General features: G+C 66.3%; 21 protein-coding genes and 1 riboswitch. Of the genes, 7 read left to right on the top strand and 14 right to left on the bottom strand.

The features are described from left to right. Nucleotides 1-8 precede the first annotated feature (8 nt). The 5 genes from DESUT3_RS19560 to DESUT3_RS19580 form a co-directional block, all read right to left on the bottom strand. The gene (locus DESUT3_RS19560; protein WP_221250173.1) at nt 9-908 is read right to left on the bottom strand and encodes an amino acid ABC transporter permease; all 900 of its coding nucleotides are present in this window, start codon (nt 906-908) and stop codon (nt 9-11) included. 6 nt (nt 909-914) lie between these two features. Then, entirely contained in the window at nt 915-1,739 is an 825-nt protein-coding gene (locus DESUT3_RS19565; protein WP_221250174.1) for a transporter substrate-binding domain-containing protein, read from the bottom strand. Between the two features lie 223 nt (nt 1,740-1,962). Then, entirely contained in the window at nt 1,963-2,757 is a 795-nt protein-coding gene (locus tag DESUT3_RS19570) for an amino acid ABC transporter permease (protein WP_221250175.1), read from the bottom strand. 98 nt (nt 2,758-2,855) lie between these two features. Next, nucleotides 2,856-4,631 (bottom strand): ATP-binding protein, encoded by a 1,776-nt coding sequence (locus tag DESUT3_RS19575; RefSeq protein ID WP_221250176.1) that lies wholly within the window; start codon nt 4,629-4,631, stop codon nt 2,856-2,858. 2 nt (nt 4,632-4,633) lie between these two features. Further along, nucleotides 4,634-5,335 (bottom strand): response regulator, encoded by a 702-nt coding sequence (locus tag DESUT3_RS19580; protein ID WP_221250177.1) that lies wholly within the window; start codon nt 5,333-5,335, stop codon nt 4,634-4,636. Between the two features lie 173 nt (nt 5,336-5,508). Here DESUT3_RS19580 and DESUT3_RS19585 point away from each other — a divergent pair, with 173 nt between their 5' ends. The 4 genes from DESUT3_RS19585 (at nt 5,509) to DESUT3_RS19600 (ending at nt 7,995) form a co-directional block, all read left to right on the top strand. Beyond that, the gene (locus DESUT3_RS19585) at nt 5,509-5,967 is read left to right on the top strand and encodes a phosphate-starvation-inducible PsiE family protein (RefSeq protein ID WP_221250178.1); all 459 of its coding nucleotides are present in this window, start codon (nt 5,509-5,511) and stop codon (nt 5,965-5,967) included. A 10-nt stretch (nt 5,968-5,977) separates the two neighbouring features. Next, nucleotides 5,978-6,286 carry a hypothetical protein gene (locus DESUT3_RS19590; RefSeq protein WP_221250179.1) on the top strand — a complete coding sequence of 103 codons (309 nt, stop codon included), beginning with the start codon at nt 5,978-5,980 and terminating at the stop codon, nt 6,284-6,286. Between the two features lie 63 nt (nt 6,287-6,349). Then, complete coding sequence (locus DESUT3_RS19595; protein WP_221250180.1) at nt 6,350-7,573, top strand: porin; 1,224 nt, start codon at nt 6,350-6,352, stop codon at nt 7,571-7,573. Nucleotides 7,574-7,719: 146 nt separating this feature from the next. Next, nucleotides 7,720-7,995, top strand: coding sequence for a hypothetical protein (locus DESUT3_RS19600; RefSeq protein WP_221250181.1), 276 nt, complete (start codon nt 7,720-7,722; stop codon nt 7,993-7,995). A 56-nt stretch (nt 7,996-8,051) separates the two neighbouring features. Here DESUT3_RS19600 and DESUT3_RS19605 read toward each other — a convergent pair whose 3' ends face one another. From DESUT3_RS19605 to DESUT3_RS19635, 7 genes are all read right to left on the bottom strand, one after another. Beyond that, the gene (locus DESUT3_RS19605) at nt 8,052-8,738 is read right to left on the bottom strand and encodes a DUF6639 family protein (RefSeq protein WP_221250182.1); all 687 of its coding nucleotides are present in this window, start codon (nt 8,736-8,738) and stop codon (nt 8,052-8,054) included. Nucleotides 8,739-8,902: 164 nt separating this feature from the next. Beyond that, on the bottom strand, nt 8,903-11,086 hold the full coding sequence (locus DESUT3_RS19610; RefSeq protein WP_221250183.1) for a methyl-accepting chemotaxis protein: 2,184 nt from the start codon (nt 11,084-11,086) through the stop codon (nt 8,903-8,905). A gap of 109 nt (nt 11,087-11,195) precedes the next feature. Next, a riboswitch (cyclic di-GMP riboswitch) is annotated at nt 11,196-11,273 on the bottom strand. An 86-nt stretch (nt 11,274-11,359) separates the two neighbouring features. Further along, a complete protein-coding gene (locus DESUT3_RS19615) occupies nt 11,360-11,929 on the bottom strand; it encodes a phosphatase PAP2 family protein (RefSeq protein ID WP_221250184.1) in 570 nt (189 codons plus the stop codon). 271 nt (nt 11,930-12,200) lie between these two features. Next, complete coding sequence (locus tag DESUT3_RS19620; RefSeq protein ID WP_221250185.1) at nt 12,201-13,358, bottom strand: glycosyltransferase family 4 protein; 1,158 nt, start codon at nt 13,356-13,358, stop codon at nt 12,201-12,203. Next, entirely contained in the window at nt 13,355-14,536 is a 1,182-nt protein-coding gene (locus DESUT3_RS19625) for a hybrid sensor histidine kinase/response regulator (RefSeq protein WP_221250186.1), read from the bottom strand. The genes DESUT3_RS19620 and DESUT3_RS19625 overlap by 4 nt, the downstream gene beginning before the upstream one ends. 426 nt (nt 14,537-14,962) lie before the next feature. Continuing rightward, complete coding sequence (locus DESUT3_RS19630) at nt 14,963-16,492, bottom strand: Ppx/GppA phosphatase family protein (protein ID WP_221250187.1); 1,530 nt, start codon at nt 16,490-16,492, stop codon at nt 14,963-14,965. A 43-nt stretch (nt 16,493-16,535) separates the two neighbouring features. Next, on the bottom strand, nt 16,536-17,063 hold the full coding sequence (locus DESUT3_RS19635; RefSeq protein WP_221250188.1) for a helix-hairpin-helix domain-containing protein: 528 nt from the start codon (nt 17,061-17,063) through the stop codon (nt 16,536-16,538). 243 nt (nt 17,064-17,306) lie between these two features. Between DESUT3_RS19635 and ppk1 the strand changes: the two genes are divergently transcribed. Both ppk1 and DESUT3_RS19645 read left to right on the top strand, forming a co-directional pair. Next, nucleotides 17,307-19,550, top strand: a complete 2,244-nt coding sequence (ppk1, locus tag DESUT3_RS19640; protein WP_221250189.1) for a polyphosphate kinase 1 — start codon at nt 17,307-17,309, stop codon at nt 19,548-19,550. Nucleotides 19,551-19,569: 19 nt separating this feature from the next. Then, a complete protein-coding gene (locus DESUT3_RS19645) occupies nt 19,570-20,736 on the top strand; it encodes a CHAD domain-containing protein (RefSeq protein ID WP_225911723.1) in 1,167 nt (388 codons plus the stop codon). Between the two features lie 44 nt (nt 20,737-20,780). Here the strand turns inward: DESUT3_RS19645 and pap are convergent, their stop codons facing one another. Continuing rightward, nucleotides 20,781-22,268: a polyphosphate:AMP phosphotransferase gene (pap, locus tag DESUT3_RS19650; RefSeq protein WP_221250191.1), complete on the bottom strand. Its 1,488-nt coding sequence runs from the start codon at nt 22,266-22,268 to the stop codon at nt 20,781-20,783. Between the two features lie 172 nt (nt 22,269-22,440). Between pap and DESUT3_RS19655 the strand changes: the two genes are divergently transcribed. After that, on the top strand, nt 22,441-22,905 hold the full coding sequence (locus tag DESUT3_RS19655) for a CYTH domain-containing protein (RefSeq protein WP_221250192.1): 465 nt from the start codon (nt 22,441-22,443) through the stop codon (nt 22,903-22,905). A gap of 19 nt (nt 22,906-22,924) precedes the next feature. On the opposite strand, the gene DESUT3_RS19660 is transcribed toward DESUT3_RS19655, so the two are convergent. Continuing rightward, entirely contained in the window at nt 22,925-23,140 is a 216-nt protein-coding gene (locus DESUT3_RS19660; RefSeq protein ID WP_221250193.1) for a TnpV protein, read from the bottom strand. Between the last annotated feature and the right edge of the window lie 200 nt (nt 23,141-23,340).

Genomic DNA, 23,340 nt, shown 5'->3' on the forward strand with positions numbered 1-23,340 from the left:
ACAGTCCACTAGAGCGACCCGCTCCAGCGGCGCTGCATGCGCAGCTCGAAGCGACGCACCGCCAGGGAGCAGGCGAAGGTGAGAGCAAAATAGAGCAGGGTGACGGTGATCCAGATTTCCAGGGTGAGGTAGGTCGAGGCCATCAGCTCCATCCCCTGGAAGGTCAACTCCTGGATGGAGATCACCGAGACGATGGCCGAGTCCTTGATGGTGGAGATGAACTGCCCGGCCAGCGCCGGCAGGATACGCGGCAGCGCCTGGGGCAGGATGACGTGACGCAGCTGCTGGCGGCGGCTCAGGCCCAGGGCCGCGGCCCCCTCCCACTGCCCCCGCTCCAGCGACTGGATGCCGGCGCGGACGATCTCGGCGATATAGGCCCCCTCGAAAATGGCCAGGGTGACCAGCGCCGAGAGGAATTCGGGGAGCAGCGCCGGCGGCGCGAAGAAGAACCCCAGCCAGGCCTCGGCCGCCGGCGAGAGGGAGTGGACCAGGGAATCCACCCCCAGCAGGGGCATCAGCTGGCCGCTGACGAAATAATAGAAGATAAAGATCAGCACCAGCGGCGGCAGATTGCGGGCCATCCCGACGTAGCTCTGCCCGACCAGACGCTTGAACAGGCTGGGGCTGACCCGGGAAAGCCCTATCAGGGTGCCGAACAGGGTCGCCAGCAGGGTGCTCCAGAGGCTGAGGCGAACCGTGGTCAGCAGCCCCTCGACCAGCAGGTTGGCGACCCAGCGCTCCTGCTGAGGGTCGTAGCGAAACAGAAACTGGGGGATCGCCCCCCAGTCCCAGCGGTAGCTGAAGTCGCTGCCGGCGCGCACCGCCAGCCAGAGCAGGCTCGCCAGCAGGAGCAGCAGCACCAGGTCGAAAAGGCTCGGACGCCTTCGGTCAGTGGGGGGGAATTCCATCGGCGGCTACTTGACGCGGCTTTCCCACTGTTGGCTGCCGAACCAGTAGTCGCGCCGCTCCTGCAGCCACCCCTCGTCTTCCACCACGCGGATCCAGTTGTCGAAGAAGTTCAGGGTGTCCACGTCCCCCTTGCGCAGGGCAAAGCCGATCGGCTCGCGGGTGAAGGTGTCCGGCAACGGCAGAAACAGCCGGTCGGGGTGTTGCAGGGCCAGAAAGGTCGGCTTGGGCTTGGAGGTGACGAAGGCGTGGGCGCGGCCGTTGAGCAGTTCCTGGACCGCCTGGGCTTCGTCATCGAACTGGCGCAGGGTCGCCCTGGGGAGGTACTTCTGCACCGCCTTCACCCCGGTGGTGCCGATGCGCGCCACCACCACCACGTCCTCGCGGTTGAAATCCGCCAGGGCCGAGAAGCCCGCGGCGAGTTTTTTGCTGGCCACCAGCGACATCCCCGAATGATCGTAGGGGATGGTGAAATTGACCTTGAGGTTGCGCTCGGGCAAAATCCCCATGCCGCCGATGATCACGTCGAACTTGCCGGTCAAGAGCGCCGGGATGATCCCCGACCACTTGGTGGGGACGAACTCCACCTTGACCCCCAGGTCCTGGGCCAGGCGGCTCGCCACGTCGATCTCGAAGCCGATCAGCTCGCCGCTTTTGTCCTTCATCGCCCAGGGGACGAAGGTCGACATGCCGACCCGCAGCACCCCGCGCTGCAGTACCTGCTCGAGGGTGCTCTGCTTCACCAGCTCCTGGCGCAGGTCGGCGGCCGCGGCGGGGAGCGTCAGGGCGACCAGCAGGGTCAGGCAGAGCAGAATGCGGGAAAAAGATCGCATGGGGCCTCCTTTTTCATGAAAAAAAGGAAATTACCAAACTGATAATTTCGATAAAAACTTCCATTCACCACGAAGCGCACGAAGGACACGAAGTAAAAACCCTTATTCTGGTGTTCTTCGTGCTCTTCGTGTCCTTCGTGGTGAACAACCAGCCTTTCCAATCAAACCTTCAGGCATAACAATACCAAGAAAAACCAAGGCTCGCTCTTTCAGGGCCTCCGCCTCATCCCGGTATCGCCAGGCGCCCCTCGAGGAATTTCACCACCGCCGAAAGACTCACCGTGATCACCAGGTAGATGGCCGCCACTGTGAACCAGGTCTCGAAAGTCAAAAAGGTCTCGGCGACGATCACCTGGCCCTGCATGGTCAGATCGTAGATGGCGATGGTGCTGACCAGGGCCGAGTCCTTGACCAGGGAGACGGCCTGGCTGGTCAGCGGCGGCACCACCCGGCGCACCGCCTGGGGGAGCACCACCCGCCGGTAGGTGGCCCAGAGCCCCAACCCCGAGCTGTAGGCCGCCTCCCACTGGCCGCGGGGGACCGAGACGATGCCGGCGCGGATGATCTCCGAGGCGTAGGCCCCCTCGAACAGTCCCAGGGCCAGCACCGCCGAGGCGAAGCGGCCGATCCCCAGCATCGGCGCCAGCACGAAATAGATGAAGAAAATCTGGATCAGCAGCGGGGTGTTGCGCACCAGCTCGAGGTAAAGCCGCGCCAGGGCCGGGGCCACCAGCGACCCGGAGAGGCGCATCAGGGCCACCAGCAGCCCCACCGCCAGGGCTACGACCAGGCTGGCGCCGACGATGCGCAGGGTGACGACAACCCCCTGCAGCAGGGGGCCGGGGACAAAACCAGCCTCGGAGAAGCTGAACAGATAGCGGGGAATCCGGTACCACTGCCAGTGGTAGCCCTGGGCTCCGGCCCCCTGCAGGACCAGCCAGGCCAGCGCCAGCACCAGCAGGATGAATTTGGCGACGCCGAGCCACTGGCCGGCCTTGGAGGGGGGTCTGGGTAGCATGCGGTTTCGAGGAGGGTTAGAGGAATCCCTTGAAAAAACCAGAGCCCGGCAGGTTTGTCAAGGGATTAGTCGGCCCTCCGCGAGGAAGAGCGAGGGGCTCAGGCCGCCGGCAGGATGATGGTGAAGGTGCTCCCCTTGCCCGGGGTGCTGGCCACCACCACCTCGCCGCCGTGGGCCTGGACGATGTGCTTGACGATGGCCAGCCCCAGGCCGGTGCCGCCGAGCCGGCGGCTGCGGGCCTTGTCGACCCGGTAGAAGCGTTCGAAAAGCCGGGGGATGTGCTCGCTCTCGATGCCGCAGCCCCAGTCCTGGACCTTGAGCATGACCCGCCCCTGCAGCCGGGCCGCCTCGATCCGCACCCGGCCCTTCGGGTCGCTGTATTTGACGGCATTGGTCAGCAGGTTGACCACCGCCTGTTCGAGCAGCGGCGCGTTGATCGCCGCGAGCAGGTCCGGAGCGCAGCCGAGTTCGAGAAAGATGGCCTTCTCCTGGGCGGCCATGGCGCAGGCCTGGATCGCCGCCTCGAGCACCGGACGCACCGGCTCGCGGCGCAGGGTGATCCCCTCCTGCTCCACCCCCTGCTCCACCCGGGAGAGCGCCAGCAGGTCGTCGATGATGGCGTTGAGCCGGTCGGCCTGCTTGGCGATGATCCCGGCGAAACGCCTCCCCCCCTCGGGATCGTCGATGGCCCCGTCGAGCAGGGTTTCCGCCGAGCCCTTGATGGCGGTGATGGGGGTCTTGAGTTCGTGGGAGACATTGGCCACGAAGTCGCGGCGCACGTTTTCCAGCCGCCGCAGGCGGGTGACGTCGTTGAGCACCACCAGGGCGCCGATGTCATGGCCCTGGGGGTCGCGCAGCGGCGTGCCGTGGGCTTGCAGGAACTGGTCCTGTTCGCTGGAGCCGAGTACGATGTCCCCTTCCACCGGCTCGCGGCTCTCCAGGGTGCGGGCCACGAAATTGAGCAGCTCGGTCTTGCGCACCAGCTCCTGGATGCGCCGCCCCTTGGCCCGCTCCACCTGCACCTCCAGCAGGCGGGCGGCCGCCTGGTTGATGCGCAGCACCCGCTCGTCGGCGTCCACCGCCAACACCCCCTCGACCATGCTGGAGAGCACCGCATCCTGCTCGTTGCGCTGGCGCACCATGGAGCGAATGCGCTCGTCGAGCTGGGCGGCCATCTGGTTGAGGGCGACGGCGAGGGCCTCGATCTCCTCGGAGCCTTGCACCGCCAGACGCCCTTCCAGATTGCCCCCGGCAAAGCGCTGGGCCCCCCGCTTCATCTCCTCCAGGGGGCGGCTGATGCGCCGCGAGACGCTCAGGCTCAGGACCGCCGCCGCCAGGGCCACCACCAGCCCGCCGCCGGAAACCTTCAGCAGGATGCCGTGCAGGGTCTTTTCGATGGCGGTGGTGGCCAGGGCCGTGCGCACCACCCCCCTCATCCGCTCCTGGCCGTTCACCGGCACCGCCACGTACATCATGTCCTGCTCAAGGGTGTGGCTGTAGCGGGTCGACACCCCGACACCCCCCTGCAGGGCGGCGACGATCTCCGGGCGCCCGGCGTGGTTGTCCATGCGCGCCGGCTCCTCCACCGAATCGCCGAGCACCAGCCCGTCCGGGCGCACCACGGTGATGCGGGTGCCGGTGCGCCACCCCAGCTCCTTGCACAGGGCGTCCACCGCCTCCTCCGGCACCATCCCCAGAAGGCCGTGCAGCTGCTTTTCCACCAGCCAGGCGCGGGCCTCCAGGTCGCTTCGGGTCTGCTCGATGTGGAAGCGGCGCAGCTCCCCGGAAACGTACCAGGTGACCGCCCCCAGGGCGATCGCCACGATGACCAGGTAAGAGGGGAAGAGCTGCCAGAGAAGTCGCCGTCGCCCCATGCTCAATCCTTGAACCGGTAGCCGACGCCGCGCACGGTCTCGATGTAGTTGCCGCAGTCGCCGAGCTTCTTGCGCAGCCCGACGATCTGCACGTCCACCGCCCGCTCGGTCACCGCATAGCCCTCGCCGCGCACCGCGTCGACGATCTGGTTGCGGGTGAAAACCCATCCCGGGCGCCCGGCCAGCAGCTGCAGCACCCGGAACTCGGTGAAGGTCAGCTCGACCTTCTCGCCGGCCACAAACACCTCGTTGCGCCCCGGGTGGATGATAAGCTCGCGAACCTGGATCGGCGCCGCAGTGTCCCCCTTGCGCTGGGCCGCCTCGCGGCGCCGCAGCACCGCCTTGATCCGGGCGGCCAGAACCTGGTGGCTGAAGGGCTTGGTCACGTAATCGTCGGCTCCCAGCTCCAGGCCGCGGACCACGTCCCCCTCCTCCCCCTTGGCGGTCAGCATGATGACCGGGGTCTGGTTGGTCCGCGGATCCTCCTTGAGGCGCCGGCAGACCTCGAGGCCGTCGATCCCGGGCAGCATCAGGTCGAGCAGGACCAGGTCGGGCTGCAGGGTCTGGGCCTTGCGGATTCCTTCCTCGCCGGTCATGGCGCACTCGGCGCGGTAGCCGCCCTTGAGCAGGTTGTAGTGCACCAGCGCCAGGATGTCCTCCTCGTCCTCGATGATCAGAATGTTTTCCTTGGGTTCCTTGGCCATGCGCCTCCCTCCAGCTGTTCGTTGACTCCCTGTTTAATCTCGAATTGTTAGGGTTTGATTAGTCCCCGGCGGACGGGGCCGGGAGACATGGACAAATTTAACCCTGCTTTGACACTTTATTAACATAAATGGGGTTTTCTCTGACACACCCAATTGCAGAGAAAGGAGCAGATATGCTGGCCCGCCAATATCTGAAAGATTTTCCCGCCCAGTTCTTCGAACAGTCGATCAAGGCCCTGCTCAGCCTGCTGCTGGTGGCCCTGCTCGGCACCATCTGCGCCGGTACCGCCAACACCTTCATCGACCTCTGGCGCGGCTTTTCCACCATCTTCGACGAGGGCGGCCTGCACCACAGCCTGCGCTGGATCCTGGTGGACGTTCTGTCGGTTCTCGCGGTGGTCGAGGTCTACCGCACGGCCATGACCTACTTCACCGAAGGCCGGGTCAAGGTCACCTACATCATCGACACCGTGCTGGTGGCGGTACTGACCGAGATGCTCGCCTTCTGGTATCGCGAGGTCGATCCGACCCGGATGCTCATCGCCATCGCCCTGGTGCTGACCCTGATGTTCGTGCGCATCATGGCCATCCGCTTCTCCCCCAAACGCCGCGAGCTCTGCGAAGGGCTCTGAGGAAACCCCGATGACGCGATCTGCCGCCCCTGTGCCCGGTGACTCCCCACCGCCCTCCGAGGAGTCATGCCCCTACCTGGCCGCCGCGCCCCATGCCTGCCTGGCGGCCACCAGCGAGCAGGCTCCCGACCGGCAGCGGCTGAGCCAGTACTGCTGTTCGGAGAATTTCGACCGCTGCGCCCTGTTCCTCTCCCGGCAGCTGCGCAACAGCCGTCCGGTCGACTACCACCGCCATCTGCGCGAGATCTCCCCCGGGGATCTTCGTGACCGGGAAATACGCATGAAAAGGAGGGATATTGCACCCAGGACTTCAAGCTGACCTGTTTCGGGAACCACATCCGCATCGTGTAATCGCATTGACCATGCAAAGGAGACTCAGAACATGAAACGCATGCTTACCGCCGCCCTGCTCGCGGCCATCGTCGCCGGCACCGGCGCTTTCGCCGAAGCCAAGACCCTGGAGGAGATCCTCAAGGACAAGGGGGTCATCACCGAAGCCGACCTCAAGGAAGCCAGCGAGAAAAACGACCTGGCCTACTACAAGCCCGGCCGGGGGATCACCGTGGAGAGTCGCGACGGCAACTACACCGCTCACATCGGCGGCCGCCTGCAGGCCCGCTACACCTTCCTCGACGAGGATCTGGGCCAGGACGAAAGTTCCTTCACCATCCGCCGCATGAAGATCTGGCTGCAGGGCAACGTCTTCAGCAAGAACCTCACCTACAAATACCAGCAGAACCTCAACGAGACCGAAGACGCCTACGCCGCCTACAAGTTCCACGACGCCTTCGCCCTGCAGGTCGGCCAGGCCAAGGCCCCTCAGGGCCGCCAGGAGTTGACCAGCTCGGGCAGCCAGCTGTTCATCGACCGCTCGCTGGCCAACGACACCTTCAACCTCGGCCGCGACATCGGTCTGAGCGCCGAGGGCGAGGTCATGGATCACCTGCTCGAGTACATGGTCGGGGTCTTCAACGGCAACGGCCCCAACCAGGGCAACCCCAACAACCAGCACATGCTGGCCGGGCGCATCGACGTCAATCCCCTCGGCGCCTTCAAGATGGACGAGGCGGGCTGGCCCGAGGACAAGCCGCTGCTCAACATCGGCGCCGCCTACGCCATGCAGACCATGAAGGCCGACGACATGGGCGAAATCGACGGCGACAACGACCTGCTCGACAAGGCCCTGGATATCGACGGCATCGACGCTGCCGCCTTCACCGCCGCCTTCGGCAACGAGCTCGAATGGGATGTGTGGACCGCCAACCTGCACGCCAAGTGGCTGGGAGCGACCTTCGGCGCCGAGTACTACAAGCTGAACGCCGAGCCCGCGGTGGGCAGCGACTGGGACGCCGACGGCTACTACGTGCAGGCCGGCTACCAGGTCATCCCCAAGACCCTCGAGGTGGCCCTGCGCTACTCCGAAATCGACTCCACCGACGCCAACGCCTTCGAAAAATTCGACAAGTCCGAGGTGCAGGGCGCCGTCAACTACTACTTCGCCAAGCACAACGCCAAGCTCCAGGCCGACTACACCGCCGTCAGCGACGATCTGGCGGACAGCAACGACGACAACATCTTCCGCCTGCAGGCCCAGGTCATCTTCTGACCCCCCCGCCTCCGATGACACATTTGCTGCCCAGCGGCGTTTCTCGCGGCCGGCCCCTCCCGGGGCCGGCCATTTTTTTTTGCCGCAGATTTCCCCCGCGGCCGGCAGGGTTTATAATGGTCTTAACGAATTCCAAGGAGTCGATCATGAACATCGAGAATGTCGAAAAAGCCCTGCTCGACCCGATCAGCGTGTTCCGACGCCCGGACGATGTGTTCGCCGACGACACCCTGACCCGCGATCAGAAGATCCGCATCCTGCGCCGCTGGGAATACGACGCCCGCGAGCTGGAGGTCGCCGAGGAAGAGAACATGGGCGGCGGCCCCCCTGATATGCTCGACCAGGTGCTGCAGGTCCTGCACCGGCTCGGCGCCGAGGTGGACGTGGAACATTCCCCTCCGACCAAGCAGGGGGGCGAATAACCGCCGAGAGATTCACGGCAAAGCCTGCCGCCGGAATCGTCTCCGGCCGGGGTGGCTCACCCCTTGGGGACGTGCACGTAGAGCCAGTTGTTGTTGAGCAGGATCTGGATGAAGCCGGCCGGCTCGGCCAGCGAGGTCAGATGCAGATAGGATTTGACGGCGAATTTCCCCGGATTCATGGCCATGTAGATGTGGCTGACCGAATCCCCTCCCTCCCAGGGCTTGACCTTCATCGCCTGGATGATGGCGGTGCGCCGGGCTTCGGGTAGCACCGCCAGCTGGGTGGCATGGGCCAGGTACTCCTGCGGCGCCATGGCGAACTTCTTTACCTTGATATGCTGGTCGACCACCGCATGGGCCACCTCGTGGGCCACCACCCCCGCGTAATGGACCCGGTCGAAGGGCTCGTCGTACATGGTCGGGTTTTCGGCGTTGGCCAGGATGGCCGCATAGGACATGAGGCGGATGCGCTGCTGGCCGCTCTGGTAGCTGCCGTAGGCCAGGTAGCCGTGGTTGTCGATCTTCTCCTCGACAATATCGATGGTGACCGGCTGCTTGAGATGCAGAGCGTAGCGGCCGAGAAAAGCGAGGGCTTTTTCCGCCGCCGCGCAGATCTCGACGTACGCCTCGCCGTCCTCGCTGGCGACCAGCACCGCGGGTTGCCCGGGGCAGGCGCGCTCCCCGGCAAAGCCCGACGCGGCCTGCACGGCCAACAGCAACACCAGCCCGATCATGCGCTTCATGGCGACCCTCCCGGCGTTCGGCCCCCCTGGCAGTCTGCCCCGCATTGCCGCCACCCAGGGACGGGCAAGAACGCTGGCGGCCGCGGCGAAACCGCTGCCCATTTACCTGCCATTATACTCCGGATCACGGGGGCAGGTGCAGGTCCGCACGGGCGCAGGCGCCCTCAATCCAGCGCAAGCCCCCAGTCGAGAAGCCTGGGCTCGGCATCTTCGCCGGCAGCGGGCAGCTCTTCCTCGGCCAGCTCCGCCACCTTGAAGCGGTCGAGCATCTGCCGCAGCAGCTGGGCCTGGGCGGCCAGCTCCCCGGCTGCGCCGGCGCTCTGCTCGGCGCTGGCGGTGTTCTGCTGGGTCACCCGGTCGATCTGCTCCAGCCCCTGACTCACCTCGGCGATGCCGGCCGCCTGATCCTTGGAGGCGACCGCGATCCCGGCCATCAACTCCGATACCCGGGTAATCTGCGAACTGGTCTCGGCGAGCGATCCGGCGGTCTGCCCGGCGAGCTCCACCCCCACCTCGGCCCGGGCCGCCGCCCCTTCGATCAACTGGGCGGTCTCCCGGGCGGCCTTGGCGCTGCGCCCCGCCAGCGAACGGACCTCCTCGGCGACCACCGCGAACCCCTTGCCGTGCTTGCCGGCCCGGGCCGCCTCCACGGCGGCGTTGAGGGCCAGCAGGTTGGTCTGGAAGGCGATGTCGTCGATGGTCTTGATGATCCGGGAGATGTCCTTGCTCGACTGCTTGACCCCCTCCATGGCCTCGACCAGGGAGCTCATCTGCCGGCTCCCCGCCGCCACCGCCTCGCGCGCCGCCGCCGAATACCGGCTGGCATCCCCCGCCTGCGCAGCGTTCTGCCGGGTCCGCGCGGCCATTTCGGTCATGGAGCTGGAAATCTGCTCCAGGGAGCTGGCCTGCTCCGTGGCGCCCTCGGAGAGGATCCGGCTGGCGTCGGCGATCTGCTCGGCCCCGGCGGCGATCCGGCTTCCGGATTGTTTGACCTGCTCCATGAGCCCGCACAGGGCGCCATTGGCCTCGGCCAGCGGCTGGCTGATCACCCCGCCGGCGCGGAAGGTGAAATCCCCTGCCGCCAGCTTCCGGAAGGCGGTGATAACCTCGTGCTGCAGGTTGTCGGCAAAGGCATCCATGCAGCGGGCGAGCTGACCGATTTCATCCCGGCGGCGCATCTCCAGGCGCTGGTCCAGGACCCCGGCGTCGAGGCCGCGCAGCATGCCGACGGTGAGGGCCAGCGGCCCGGTGATGGAACGGGTGATCCGCCAGCCCACCAGGGCCCCCAGGACGATCACCACCAGGGTCAGCACCAGGTTGACCCGCTCCAGCCCCAGCAGCTTATCTTCCACACCCTGCCGCTTGTCCCGCAGCACCTCGGAGGCTGCGGCGACCACCGAGGCCTGCTGCAGGACCCGTTGTTCCAGCTGCCCTTCCATCTCGTCGAGCAGAGCCACCACCTGCCGGTAGACCTCGTTCAGCGGACCGTTGAGCAGGGCCACGGTCTTTTCCTGGGCTCTGAGGGCCTGCTCCTCCAGGGCCAGGACGCCGTCGAGGTCGACGGCCATCGACTTGATGGCCGAGGGGACCTCGTCGCGGTACAGCTTGCGGACCTGCTCCCACTTGCTCTCATAGGTGAGGGAATTCAGCTTGTAGGAAGTCTCCCAGAGCCGGGCATTGACCGGTTCGGCCCGCTCGACGGCCGCGGCCAGCGGGGCGAAACCCGGGGCGAAACGCTGGTAGAGGGGACCGGCCTTGAATTCGGCGAGCGGGGTGTCGGCCAGTTCCTCGTCGAGCAGTTCGCCGATGGAACTCTGGATGAAAATCATGTTGGCCACCTTCAGAGCCCAGTAGATCTGGGCCCGCTTGAGGTCATTGAGTCCATTGGCCAGCCCCTCGTGGCGCGGCCGCCACATCCCGCGCAGCTTCTCATCCGCCTCGAGCAGAGCCTGCCTGGCCTTGCCGAGCTTATCCAGCCCTGCCGCGCCCTCCGCCAGGGACTCGACCAGCCGGGCGCTTTCGGGGGCATTCAGAAAGGCGGCCAGGGGATCGGGCTTGCCCTCCTCGAACAGCCCCACCTCGTCCCGGTTCTGCAGCAGGGCGTCGCGCAAGGCGCCGACCGCCCGATCGAGCTCGGCGCGGGTCTGGCGAACCAGGCCGATCAGGGCCTCGGACTGCGCCGACTGGTCCTGGGCGGCGATGGCCGAATCGAGGGCCCGGGAGACATCCAGGTTGGCCTGCTTGACCCCGCGGGTCGCCCAGAGGGTCACCAGGCACATCAACGCCACCAGGGCGACTACCGCCGCGAACCCCGCTGCCAATCTCCTGCCGATCGAGTTGGAAATCATCTCTGGAACCTCACTTTCCGGCGGAATCGACCGCCGCCAAAAGAAAAACGCGCCCATCTCTGCCTCGGAGACGGACGCGTCTGGATTAGTCGCACCTGGGCTGGCTCTGTACGGCAACCCGGCTGTCCGCGTCCGCGGACCCGTGGCTTTGCGTCACCCGATCACTCGGGTTTTGCCCTTTTCGGATTAAAGCTCACAGCTTGAGTTCAGGCTGCAGGCGGATTTTTAGGCCCTGGTTACGAAAAAGTTAGATGTTCATCCGGCCGGCGGGGCTCACAGCGCCAGGGCCATCACCCCCCAGGAGGAGAGACGGCCCAGGGCGGTTCCCAGCAGGGCCCCCACCAGCACGTCGGTGGGGTAATGCAGCCCCAGGAACACCCGGGAAAGCCCGATCAGCACCGCCAGGGGCAAGAAAAGAGCGACCGATCCGGGCAGCAGGGTGGCGAACGCGCCATACACGGCGAAGGCCGTCATGGTATGCCCCGAGGGGAAGGAGAAGCGGTCGGGTGCGGCCATCAGGCTGGCCAGGTCGAGCCAGGCCTCGCAGGGGCGGGGCCGGCCGATGAGGTCCTTGACCGCCATGAACAGGGCGACCGAGCTTCCCACCGCCAGCAGCCCGGCGGCTACCGCGAGACGTTCGGCGCTGCCGCCGAAAGCCGCCAGCAGCACCCCGCAGGCCACCCAGAGCGGGCCGTCGCCCAGCCGGCTGGCGGTGCGAAACAGCAGGGTGAGCAGGATGGAGCTGCGCAACTGGCAGAAGCGCTGCATGAGCCGGGCTTCGCGGGGGGTAATGTGCTGCGAATAGTAGGCGGCGAAAACCTTGAGCGTGTCCGAGGCTGCCATGAAAACCTCCCTGGGGTGAAGGCCGCTTAGGGATAAGGCGACGGTTTGTCGGGGGCCGTTTCGACCTTTGCCGGGACCTTAACAGCCTTTTGTTACCCCCGGTTTGCGGGGAGGTGAGGATTTCATGAGAGAAATGTCCGGGCGTTCGGTTGGAACCGGAGACTCAGCCGTGGGCGGCCTGGTCCGCGGACCCGGGCAGGCTGCAGACGGGAGAAGCTGCGTACATGGGATTCGGGGCACAGCAGCTCCAACTCGGTAAGCATGGCGGGGGTCACTGGGGACGCCCCAGGGGCCTGGCCACCGACCGGTAGGCGCCGCGCAGCCCCTCGAGAATCTCGACCCAGCTCTGGGCCTCGGCAAAGGCGCGCGCCTGGCGGCCCATGCGGGTCAGGGCGGCGGGGTCGGCCAGCAGTTCATCGAGTACCCCGGCCAGCGCCGCGGCGCTCACCTCGGGGACCAGGCGGCCGTTTTCGCCGTCGCTGATCAGATCCACCGGCCCGGGGGCGCGAAACCCCACCGCCGGCAGCCCCGAGGCCATGGCCTCGAGCAGCACGTTGCCGAAGGTGTCGGTCAGCGAAGGAAACACGAACAGATCCGAGGCCGCGTACAGCCGGGCCAGCTCCTCCCCGTAGCGGTAGCCGGCGAAGCAGACCCGAGGGCCCGCCCGGCGCTGCAGATCGCCGCGCAGGGGCCCGTCGCCGATGATCAGCAGTCGGCAGTGGCCCTGGTGGCGAAGGCCGGACCAGGCATCGAGGAGCATCTCCAGGTTCTTTTCCGCGGCCAGCCGGCCGACGTAAGTGATGACGGTCTCCTCGGGGGAGAACCCCATCCCGCGACGCACCCCCTCGTCCCGGTGGCGGGGGTTAAACCGCTCGCCATCCACCCCGCGGCTCCACAGCCGCACGCCTTCGAACCCCTGCTCGACCAGCATTCGGCAGATGGACGGGGTCGGGCAGAAGGTCATGCGGGTGGCGTTGTGGAACCCGCGCAGGTAGCGCCAGGCGACGGGCTCCAGGGAACCGGCCCGGTAACGCTTCAGGTACTGGGGAAAATTGGTGTGGAAGGAGCTCACCGCCGGCAGCCCGGCCTGCCGCGCGGCGCGCAGCGCCGCCCAGCCCAGCGGCCCCTCGGTGGCGATGTGCACCAGGTGCGGGCTGAACCCCTCCAAGGCCTCCCGGACGCTCTGCGGGCGGACCATGGGCAGCTGCACCTCCCGATAAAAGGGGAGGTGAATCCCCCCCCATTCGCGTTTTTCGATGGCCGGGGGCAGCACCGGCCCCGGCTCCCGGTAGCGGGGGATCAACAGCTGCACCCGGTCGCCGCGCTCGGCCAGGTAGCCGGCCAGCCGGTCCAGGGTCCGGGAGACGCCGTTGACCTGGGGGAACCAGGTTTCCGAGACGATACTGACCCGCAGCGCCCCCTCGCTCACTGCAGCCTCCGCTGCGGAACCACCCCCGCCCCCGCGCTCGACGGCAGCGGCAGGACCACCCGGAAGCAGCTGCCCAGGCCTGGTTCGCTGGAAAGGCCGACCCGCCCGCCCATGGCTTCGGCCAGGGTCCGGGCGATATACAGGCCGAGCCCGGACCCCCGGGTGGTCTCCTGCTGGCCGCGGCCGCGATAGTAGCGTTCGAAGATCCTCGCCTGTTCGTCGTGGGGGATGCCCGGGCCCTGGTCCTGCACCTCGAGGCAGAGCCTCTCGGCGCCATCGAGAAGACATCCCAGCCTGACCGTCGTGCCGGCCCCGCTGTAGTGAATGGCGTTGCCCAGCAGATTGGCCAGCACCACCTTGAGGGCCGCGGCGTTGAGCAAGACCGTTCCCCGGGCCGGCTCGCAGCCGACCTGCAGCTGCACCCGGCGATCCTCGGCCACGGGCTCAAACAGCTTGGCGACCTCCCCGACCAGCGCACCCAACTCGACGAGCTGGCGCGGCAGGACCAGGGAGCCGCTCTCGACCTTGCGCATCATCAGGAACTCCTCCGCCAGGTTGACCAGGTAGCGGGAACTGCGGCGGATCGCCTCGAGATGGCTGCGCGAGCGGTCCTGGCCGAGCCCGGGGATATCCCGGCTCAGCACATCGGAAAAACCGCCGATGACCAGCAGGTGGTTGCGCAGCTCGTGAAACACCATGTCCTGGATGTCGTGCCAGACGCCCGAGCGGCTGCCCAACCGCGCCACCTCGTCCAGCAGCCGGGTCTGCTGCCGCCTGCGCGCGACCAGGTTGCGCGCCTGCAGGATGACCTCCTTCATGGAATAGGGCTTGGGCAGGTAGGCGTCGGCACCCAGCTCGAGGCCCTTCAGCTTGTTGTCGGTGGCGGTCAGGGCGGTCAGCATGATGATCGGGATCGAGGCAACCCGCTCGTCGGGGTGGCTGCGGATCATCCGGCACACCTCCCAGCCGTCCAGGTCAGGCAGCATGATGTCGAGCAGGATCAGCTCCGGCCGGCAGGCGCCGACCTGACGGCAGGCATTGAGCCCGTCGGCAGCGGAAAAGGTCGTGAAGCCCGCCTTGCGCAGGGAATAGTCGAGGGGCTCGAGCAGCTCCGGCTCATCCTCCACGATCAGAACCCGCCCCCCCTGCCCCGGTTCGGTTTCGGCAGTGATCGTCATCGGCCGCTCTCCTCTGGGCAATCCGCCAGGGACCAGCTCAATCACGGGTAAGGCTCTGCTGCAGCCGGGCCGCGGTGCGGCAGGCGTTACGGTAATTCAGGCAACCGATTCCGCCCAGGGCGGCAACCAGAAGAATCAGGGCGACTATGTCCATGGGTGGGCCTCCTGCGCGGTTCGCATCCTCTGCGGGCAAGCATGCCAGGCCCATGTTAAAGTCCTGTTACGAAGAATTTCGCAATCGGTTAGCTTTAGTCGGGAAAGGTGGAGTTCAGCGGCGCGCAGGCTTGGGGGCCGCCGCGGATACTGCAGCGGATAGCAGAGATAGTTGACCGCCTGGATCAGCGGCTGATTCAGCCCCAGGGCCAAAGCCGCCAGGGCGCAGAGCGTAATGACGGGATATTATGCTTTTGTCAGAGCTTTGTTAATTCAGGTGGCGGTGAGTTCCAGGCGGCAGCCGAAGGCCTGCTCGAACAGATCCCCCTTGACCTGCCCGCCGTAGAGCTCCACCGACAGGTCCTCGGCGCCCTCGAGCCTGACCCGCAGGGCCCCGTCGGCCAGCTCGCATTGCAGGGCGCTCACCGCCCCGCTGCGGCGCCGGTCCAGGCCGTCGGCGAGGCGCAGGATGCCGCCGAGCCTTTTCACCAGCGCCTGGTCCTCGCGGCCCAGCCCGGCGAACCCCTCGTGCTTCTTTTTCGGCAGGGCCTTGCGGTGATAGCGGGCCAGGTTGGCGATCAGCTCCTTTTCCCGGGGGGAGAAATCGAACAGGCTGGCGTAGCGGATCAGGTGGTAGGAGTGCTTGTGATGGGCCGAGTAGCTGATGAAGTAGCCAACGTCGTGGAGCAGGGCGGCCGCCTCGAGCAGCTGGCGCTCGCGCTCGGCCAGGGAGAAGGGCTGTGCCAGGGCATCGAAGAGCTGCAGCGCCAGCTTGGCGACCTGCTCGCCGTGGCCTTCGTCCACATGGCAGCTGCGGGCGAAATCCTGCACCGAGGTGCGCCAGTCGCGCACCGTGCGGCGGCGCTCGAGATAACCGTGCTTCTGCAGGCTCTTGAGGATCAGTCCCTCACGGATGCCGCGCTCGTTGACCTTGAGCAGGTTGGTGCCGGAGAGCCGCATCAGCTCATCGACCACCGCCACCCCGGCGACGATGATGTCGGCCCGCTCGGGGCTGAGCCCCGGCAGCGACCTGCGCTCCTTGCAGGTTTTTCGCGCCAGCATCGCCAGCAGGTGGACGATCTCCGAGTGCAGCACCTCGTAGCCGTGCACCGAATCGTAGCGCTCCTTGCGGCCGGCCTTGACCATCCCGGCGATGGTGGTCATCGTCCCGCCCGAGCCGATCAGGTAGCGCACCGGAAAGTCCGCGGGATCCAGAGCGGCGCGCAGCTGCTGGCGGATGTGCTTGCGCAGGTGCGAGAGTTCCTTGTCGGGGATCGGGTCCGCGGCCAGGAAATGCTCGGTGAGAAAAACCGCCCCCAGCTCCAGCGAGGTGATCTCCTCGATGTGCCGGCCGACCGCCGACACCACCTCGACGCTGCCGCCGCCGATATCCACCAGCAGGTAGCGGGCATTGGCCATGTCGAAATGGTGCCAGGCGCTGAGCGCCGCCAGCTCCGCTTCCTCCTCGCCGTCGATGAGCCGCACCCCGATCCCCGTCTCGCGTTCCATGGCGACCAGGAACTCGGCCCCGTTGGCAGCCTTGCGCACCGCGCTGGTGGCCACCGCCTCGATGGTCTCCACCCCCAGCCCGTCCATGATCTTGCGCATCCGCAGCAGCGCCTCGCGGGCCCGCTCCCAGGCCCCCCCGGAGATGGCGCCCGAGGCATACAGCCCTTCGCCGAGCCTTACCATGGCCTTCTCGTCGTCGAGAATCCGAAAGTCGCCGTTTTCCACGATCTCAACGATGATGCAGCGGATGGAGTTGGTGCCTATGTCGATGGCCGCGAGGCGGGGGGGTCTCACATTCTGGCTCCTTTTCGATTACCGGCCGCGGGACGGCCGGGACTCAGGCGCGGGTCCGCTTGAGGGGGCGGCGGGCCTTTTTCAGTCCGCGGGCCAGGCTCCTGGCCCCGGCCTGCTCCAGCCCGTCGAGCCGTTTCTCGATCTTGGCCAGCCGCTTGGCGGCCTGTTTGGGGCGCGCCCCGCACAGCGCCTCGAAGCGCTCCAGCCCGCTCAGCAGCTTGCGCTCCTGTTTTTCCAGGCGCTTTTCCCGGTCACCCTTCAATTTGCCGCCCAGGCGCTCGCGGGCCCGAGCCACCAGTTGCTGCACCTGCTCCCGGACCCGCGCCAGGCCCGCGCGCAGCGCCGCCGTCTTCTCCTCGGGGGCCTGCTCCTCCTCGGCGGCCAGGCCCCGCGCCTGTTCGAGGATCGCAGGGATCATCCTCGGCTGCACGCCGCGGATCCGGGCGAGCCCCTCTTCGCCGAGTTCGGCCAGCTTGGCATGACTGTCGATCCCCGCCTCCACCAGCCGCTGTGCCAGCACCTCGCCGATCCCCCTGATGCGCCGCAGCTCGTCCTGCACCCTCTTCTCCATAACTCCCAACCTTTCTGTTTAATCCCGTGGTTTCCAGTATAGCCCATTCTCGCCGGCTGCCCAGAGACGGGAAGGCCGACAGCCGATTCTTTCATTCAACCCCCTGCAGGTTAGCTTTTGGTTAGCGCTTCACCCTCTTACACGCCCCTAACAATGCCATGAGACCATGGGATACCGACCACACACCACCAGAGGAGCCGAGCCGTGAATTCCGGCGAAAACAAAGAAATCGGGTACAATGAAATGACGGACCCAATCCCGGCCGCAACCCCTTCATCCTCGGATTCGTCAGTGAAGCTCGAAACCATTGTGCCCAAAACCTCCCGCAGCAAACCTCCGGCCGAAAGCAAAAAGCTGTTGGCGCCTCCGCCCGATCTGGATGCGCCCGAGCTGTACCTGAACCGCGAGCTGACCTGGCTGCAGTTCAACCAGCGGGTGCTCAACGAAGCCCTGGACGAGCGCACCCCCCTGCTCGAGCGGGTGAAATTCGCGGCCATCGCCGGCTCGAACCTCGACGAGTTTTTCATGAAACGCATCGGCGGGCTCAAGCAGCAGGTGGCCGCCAAGGTGCTGGAGCGCACCGTGGACGGGCGCACTCCCGCCGAGCAGATCCGCGAGTGCTACACCTTCGTACGCCGCCACCAGAAGGAGAAGCAGCAGATCCTCGGCCAGCTGCGCCAGGACCTCAAGCAGCAGGGGATCGTCATCCTCGGCTACGACCAGCTGAGCAGCGAGGACCGCGAACAGGTTCGCAAGGACTACTACGACAACATCTACCCGCTGGTCACCCCCCAGTCCATCGACCCGGCCCACCCCTTCCCCTTTATCTCCAACCTCTCGCTCAACCTGCTGGTGACCCTGCGCTACGAGAACGACCAGGAGCAGTCCCTGGCCCGGGTCAAGGTGCCGATCAGCGCCGGCGCGCCGCGCTTTTTGCGCGTCGGCCAGCAAAACCGCTTCGTGCTGCTCGAACAGGTGATGGCCAACAACCTCGACATGCTCTTCCCCGGCATGGAGGTGCTCGGCTACGAGATCTTCCGGGTGACCCGCAACGCCAACACCGAACGCTCCCAGGAGCACGCCGACGACCTGCTGGCGCTCATCGAATCGACCCTGCAGGAGCGCAGGTTCGCCCCCATCGTGCGCCTCGAGGTGCTGCCGGGCACCGACCCGGTGCTGCGCGGGCGGCTGGCCGCCGAGCTGGACCTGGACGAGGAGGAGGACGTCTTCGAGGTCGAGGGGATCCTCGGCACCCGCGACTTTTTCGAAATCGCCGCCCTCAACATCCCCGAGCTCAAGGACCGCGTCCACCACCCCATCGACCACCCCGCCCTGCAGAGCAGCCGCAGCATCTTTCACATCATCCGCGACGCCGGCGCGATCCTGCTGCAGCACCCCTACGAGGCCTTCTCCTCCTCGGTGGAGCGGTTCCTGCGCGAAGCCGCCACCGACCCCAAGGTGCGCGGCATCAAGATGACCCTCTACCGCACCTCGAGCCGCAGCCCGATCCTCGACTACCTGATCCAGGCGGCGCAGAACGGCAAGCAGGTGGCGGTGGTGGTGGAGCTCAAGGCGCGTTTCGACGAGGCGGCCAACATCCGCCTGGCCACCCGCCTCGAGGAGGCGGGCATCCACGTCACCTACGGGGTGGTGGGGCTCAAGACCCACGCCAAGATCATCCTGGTGGTGCGCCAGGACTACAACGGCCTGCGCCGCTACGTGCACATCGGCACCGGCAACTACCACCCGGAGACCTCGCGCATCTACAGCGACCTGGGGCTGCTGGTCTACGACAAGGAGATCGGCCAGGACGCCACCGAGCTGTTCAATTACCTGACCACCGGCTACACCCCCAAGCGCAACTACCAGCGCCTGCTGATGGCCCCCAAGGTGCTCAAGAAGGCCCTGCTGGAGAAGATCGCCCGCGAAGCCGAGCTGCACGACAGGCAGAGCCCGGGACACATCATTTTCAAGATGAACGCCCTGGAGGACGCCGATGTGGTGCGCGCCCTCTACCAGGCGGCCATGGCCGGGGTCAAAATCGACCTGCTCATCCGCGACAGCTGCCGGGTGCGGCCGGGGCTCAAGGGCATCTCGGAGAACATGAGGGTCATCTCCATCGTCGGCCGCTTCCTCGAACATGCCCGGGTCTACTACTTCCGCAACGGCGGCCAGGAGGAGTACCTGATCGGCTCGGCCGACGCCATGAAGCGCAACCTCGAGTCCCGGGTGGAGGTGGTGACGCCGGTGGAGGACCCCCAGCTGCGCCAGGATATCCATACCATGCTCGAGACCCAGCTGGGCGACCGGCGCAGCGCCTGGGAGATGCAGCCCGACGGCAGCTACCAGCAGCGCCGGCCGCAGGCGGACGAGGACCCCCGCAGCAGCCAGGAGCTCCTCATCGAACTGGCGGCGCGCCGCAACAAGGACGTCACCCGTCTGAAAAAACGCAAGGCCAAGGGGTTCGGCGGCCGCAACCTGCGCTGAACCCGCAATCACCGTGACCATGCCCGAAACCGGCACCGACACCCACAGCGCCCGGCTGGCACCGCAGATGCCCGCGGCCGAGGCGGTCCGCGGCATCCTTCGCAGGCTGCTCGAGGCCCTGGAGGCCAGGGAGGCGGGGACCCGCGCCGGCCGCGACCCCGAAGAGCTCCACGACTTTCGCGTCGCGGTGCGCCGCATCCGCTCGGCCCTGGGGCGGCTCAAGGGGGCCCTGCCCACCGCGGCCCGGGAGGAATTCGCCCCGGAATTCGCCTGGCTCGGCGCGGCCACGGGGCCGCCCCGCGACATGGACGTCTACCTCCTCAAGTTCCCCGCCTACCGTGACAGCCTCCCCGCGGAAGTGCGCGACGACCTGGAGCCGCTGCGCCGCTTCCTGCTGGAGCGGCAGGGGGCCGAACAGGCCGGCCTGGTCGAGGTGCTCGATTCGCAGCGCTACCGCCGGCTCAAGGAGCGCTGGCGGGAGTTTCTCACCGCGCCCGCCGCCGCCGAACCGCCCGGGGGGCAGCGCCCCCTCGGGGAGGTCGCCGACCGCCGCCTCCGCAAGAGCCTGCGCCGGGTCCTCGAGCAGGGGGCGGCCATCGACGACGACTCGCCGGCCGAAAACCTGCACGAGCTGCGCAAGAGCTGCAAAAAGCTGCGCTACCTGCTGGAATTTTTTCAGGATCTCTATCCCGCCGGGGAGGCGGGCCGGTTCATCAAGGCGCTCAAGGGGCTGCAGGACAACCTCGGCGACTTCCAGGACCTGGAGGTGCAGGCGGCGGCGCTGCGCGAGTTCAGCGTGCGGATGGCCGAACAGGGCCAGGCCCCGCCCGCCACGCTGCTGGCCATGGGGATGCTCATCGAGGGGCTGCGCCAGCGCCAGCAGCAGGCCCGGCAGCAGTTCGCCGAGCGCTTCACCGCCTTTGCGGGCGCCGAAAACCGGCGGCTTGCCAAACGCCTGGTTGCCGGGCATACTTCTGCGGCAACCGCAACAGCCGCAAAGGAGAAAACCATGGGCAGCTGCCTGAAAGGTGAATCGGAAAACAAACTTAAGGAAGGCGCCTATCAGTGCGGGAAGTGCGGGGCGGTCTCGAAGAAAAAAGACCACCTCTGCAAGCCGGACAAGCTCTCGAAAAAGGATGTGAAAAAGGTCGAGGGCAAGGACAGGAAGAAAAAGAAGGAGGATTAGCCGCCCCTTTCGGCCTCCCCTTGCTGCGGGGAGGAGTCACCGTGTCACAGCCGCTCCAGCGCCTCCTCGATCCGCTCGCAGAGGGTCCTGAGGACCTTGATCCGGGCGAACCGCTTGTCGTTGGCCTCGACCAGGGTCCAGGGGGCGACCTGGGTGCTGGTCCGCTCGACCATGTCGCAGATTGCCTCTTCGTAGAGTTCCCACTTTTCCCGGTTGCGCCAGTCCTCGTCGGTGATCTTGAAGCGTTTGAAGGGGGTCGTCTCGCGGGCCTGGAAGCGCTGGTACTGCTCCTGCTTGCTGATCGCCAGCCAGAACTTGACCACCACCGTGTGGTGCCGCACCAGCTGTTCCTCGAAATCGTTGATTTCCGGGTAGGCGCGCAGCCAGTCGACTTCGGCGCATAGCCCCTCGACCCGCTCCACCAGCACCCGTCCGTACCAGGAGCGGTCAAAGATGACCAGCCGCCCCCGGCCCGGCAGCTGGCGCCAGAAGCGCCACAGGTAGGGATGGGCCAGCTCCTCGTCGCTGGGGGCGGCGACGGGCACCACCCGGTAGCGGCGGGCATCGAGGGCCCCGGTCACGCGGCGGATGCTCCCGCCCTTGCCGGCGGCGTCGTTCCCCTCGAAGACCACCACGACGGAGAGCTTGCCGAACTTGCGGCGGCGGCTCAGGCGGTTGAGCCTACCCTGCCAGCGCGCCAGCTGTTTCTGGTACTCCTTTTTGCCCAGGGACTGGGTCAAGTCCAGACAGCGCAGCACGTTGAGCGAATCGATCCGGGGCAGAATGGGCGGAACGGTAACCGGCAACGCCTCCTCACCCTGATTATTCAACCGCTGCTGCAGGGCGCTCAGGAGGGTTTTGCCCAGGCTCAGGTTGCGATAGCGAAAATCGCTCCCCTCGATGATGCCCCAGGGCGCTTCGGCCGAACTGGTCTGCCGCAAGGCCCGCTCGGCCACCCGACGGAACTCGGGATAATGCTCGTGGTTGCGCCAATCGGCCTTGGTCACCCGCCAGCGGGTGGCGGGGTCCTTTTGCAACTTTTCGAAGCGCTTTTTCTGCCCCTTCCGCGAGAGGTGCAGCCAAACCTTGAGCACCAGTTCCCCCTCGTCGACGAGCATCTTTTCGAAGCGGTTGATCCGCTCCATCGCCTGGTCCAGTTCCGCATTGCCGATCCGCTCGAAGACCCGGTCGCGGATGGCTTCGGTGTAAAGGGCGTCGAAAAAGATGCCGATCTTCCCCTTGGGCGGGAGCTCGCGCCAATAGCGCCACATGGGGGGGCGCTCCAGGTCGATCTCGGAGGGCAGGCCGGGGGCGTGGGTCTGGATGTACCGGGGGTCCATCCACTCGTTGAGCAGATTGACCACATCCCCCTTGCCGCCGCCGTCCATCCCAGCAATGATGAGAACCACGGCAAAGCGCGGGGACTGCACCAGTTCGAGCTGCGCCTCGAGCAGGGCTTCACGCAGGGCGGGAACTTCGGCTTCATAGCTGTCGGCCCCGATCTGGTGGCCGAGTTCGGCGGATTCGAACATGCTGAAAGCCTTTTTGGCTAAATGCAGGTCGCGGCCGCGATTCTTGTTTCCCCTGAAGGCAAGCGGCTGTCAACCTGGAACTCTGATCAAGTTATAGTTATACCAGCTTGGCATTGACCCGCCTGGCCCAAGCTGGGGAAAATTACGCCCCTTTCCCCCAAGGAGGCCCCCCATGCCCATGGAGATCGAACGCAAATTCCTGGTCAGCGGCGACCAGTGGCGCCAGGGCGCGCACGGCACCCTGTACCGCCAGGGCTACCTGTGCACCGACCCGGAGCGGACGGTGCGGGTGCGCCTGGCCGGTGACCGGGGGACGTTGACCATCAAGGGAAAGACCGAGGGGATCAGCCGCGCCGAGTTCGAATACCCCATTCCCGCCGGTGAGGCCGCGCAGCTTCTCGACCGGCTCTGCCTGCGGCCGCTCATCGAAAAGCGCCGCTACCGCGTGGAGTACGGCGGACGTATCTGGGAGGTGGATGAGTTTTTCGGCGACAACGCCGGGCTGGTTCTCGCCGAGGTCGAGCTGGAAACGGAAAGCGCCCAGGTGGAACTGCCCAGCTGGGTATTCCGGGAGGTCTCGGACGACCCCCGCTATTTCAATGCGAGCCTGGTGAAAAAACCCTTTTGCACCTGGTAGCTCCCCTGCTGCCCCTGCCTCAGGCGAGGATATACTCGTTGAGCACAAACTGGTCGGCCGCCTCCTGCTCCATGCCGGCAAAGATCAGCTGTTCCCACTCCCAGGCAGCGCTTTTCTGCGCGTTGAGCAGATGCTTCTCCAGCACCCCGCTGCGTTTCATCGACAGCAGCAGGCGAGGCTTCCTGGTCTGCAGGTAGGTCAATCGCATCATTCCAAAATGGTTCAGGTTTTCCACGTTGCCAACTCCAGAGGTTGATTTGTCCCGCTTCCCGCGGCATTGAAACCGGCCGCCATCCGGCGGCGCCCCGGCCTTTCGGCCCATCTTTCCGAAATTTTTCGCGCCTGCCACTCGAGCCTGGAACCGAGGCATTTCCACCAGTCTGCCAGCGAATTGTTATCCCGGCGTTGCGCCCCGGTTATGAAAAGATGATTTCC

The organism is Desulfuromonas versatilis (assembly GCF_019704135.1).
GTDB classification, from domain to species: domain Bacteria; phylum Desulfobacterota; class Desulfuromonadia; order Desulfuromonadales; family NIT-T3; genus Desulfuromonas_A; species Desulfuromonas_A versatilis.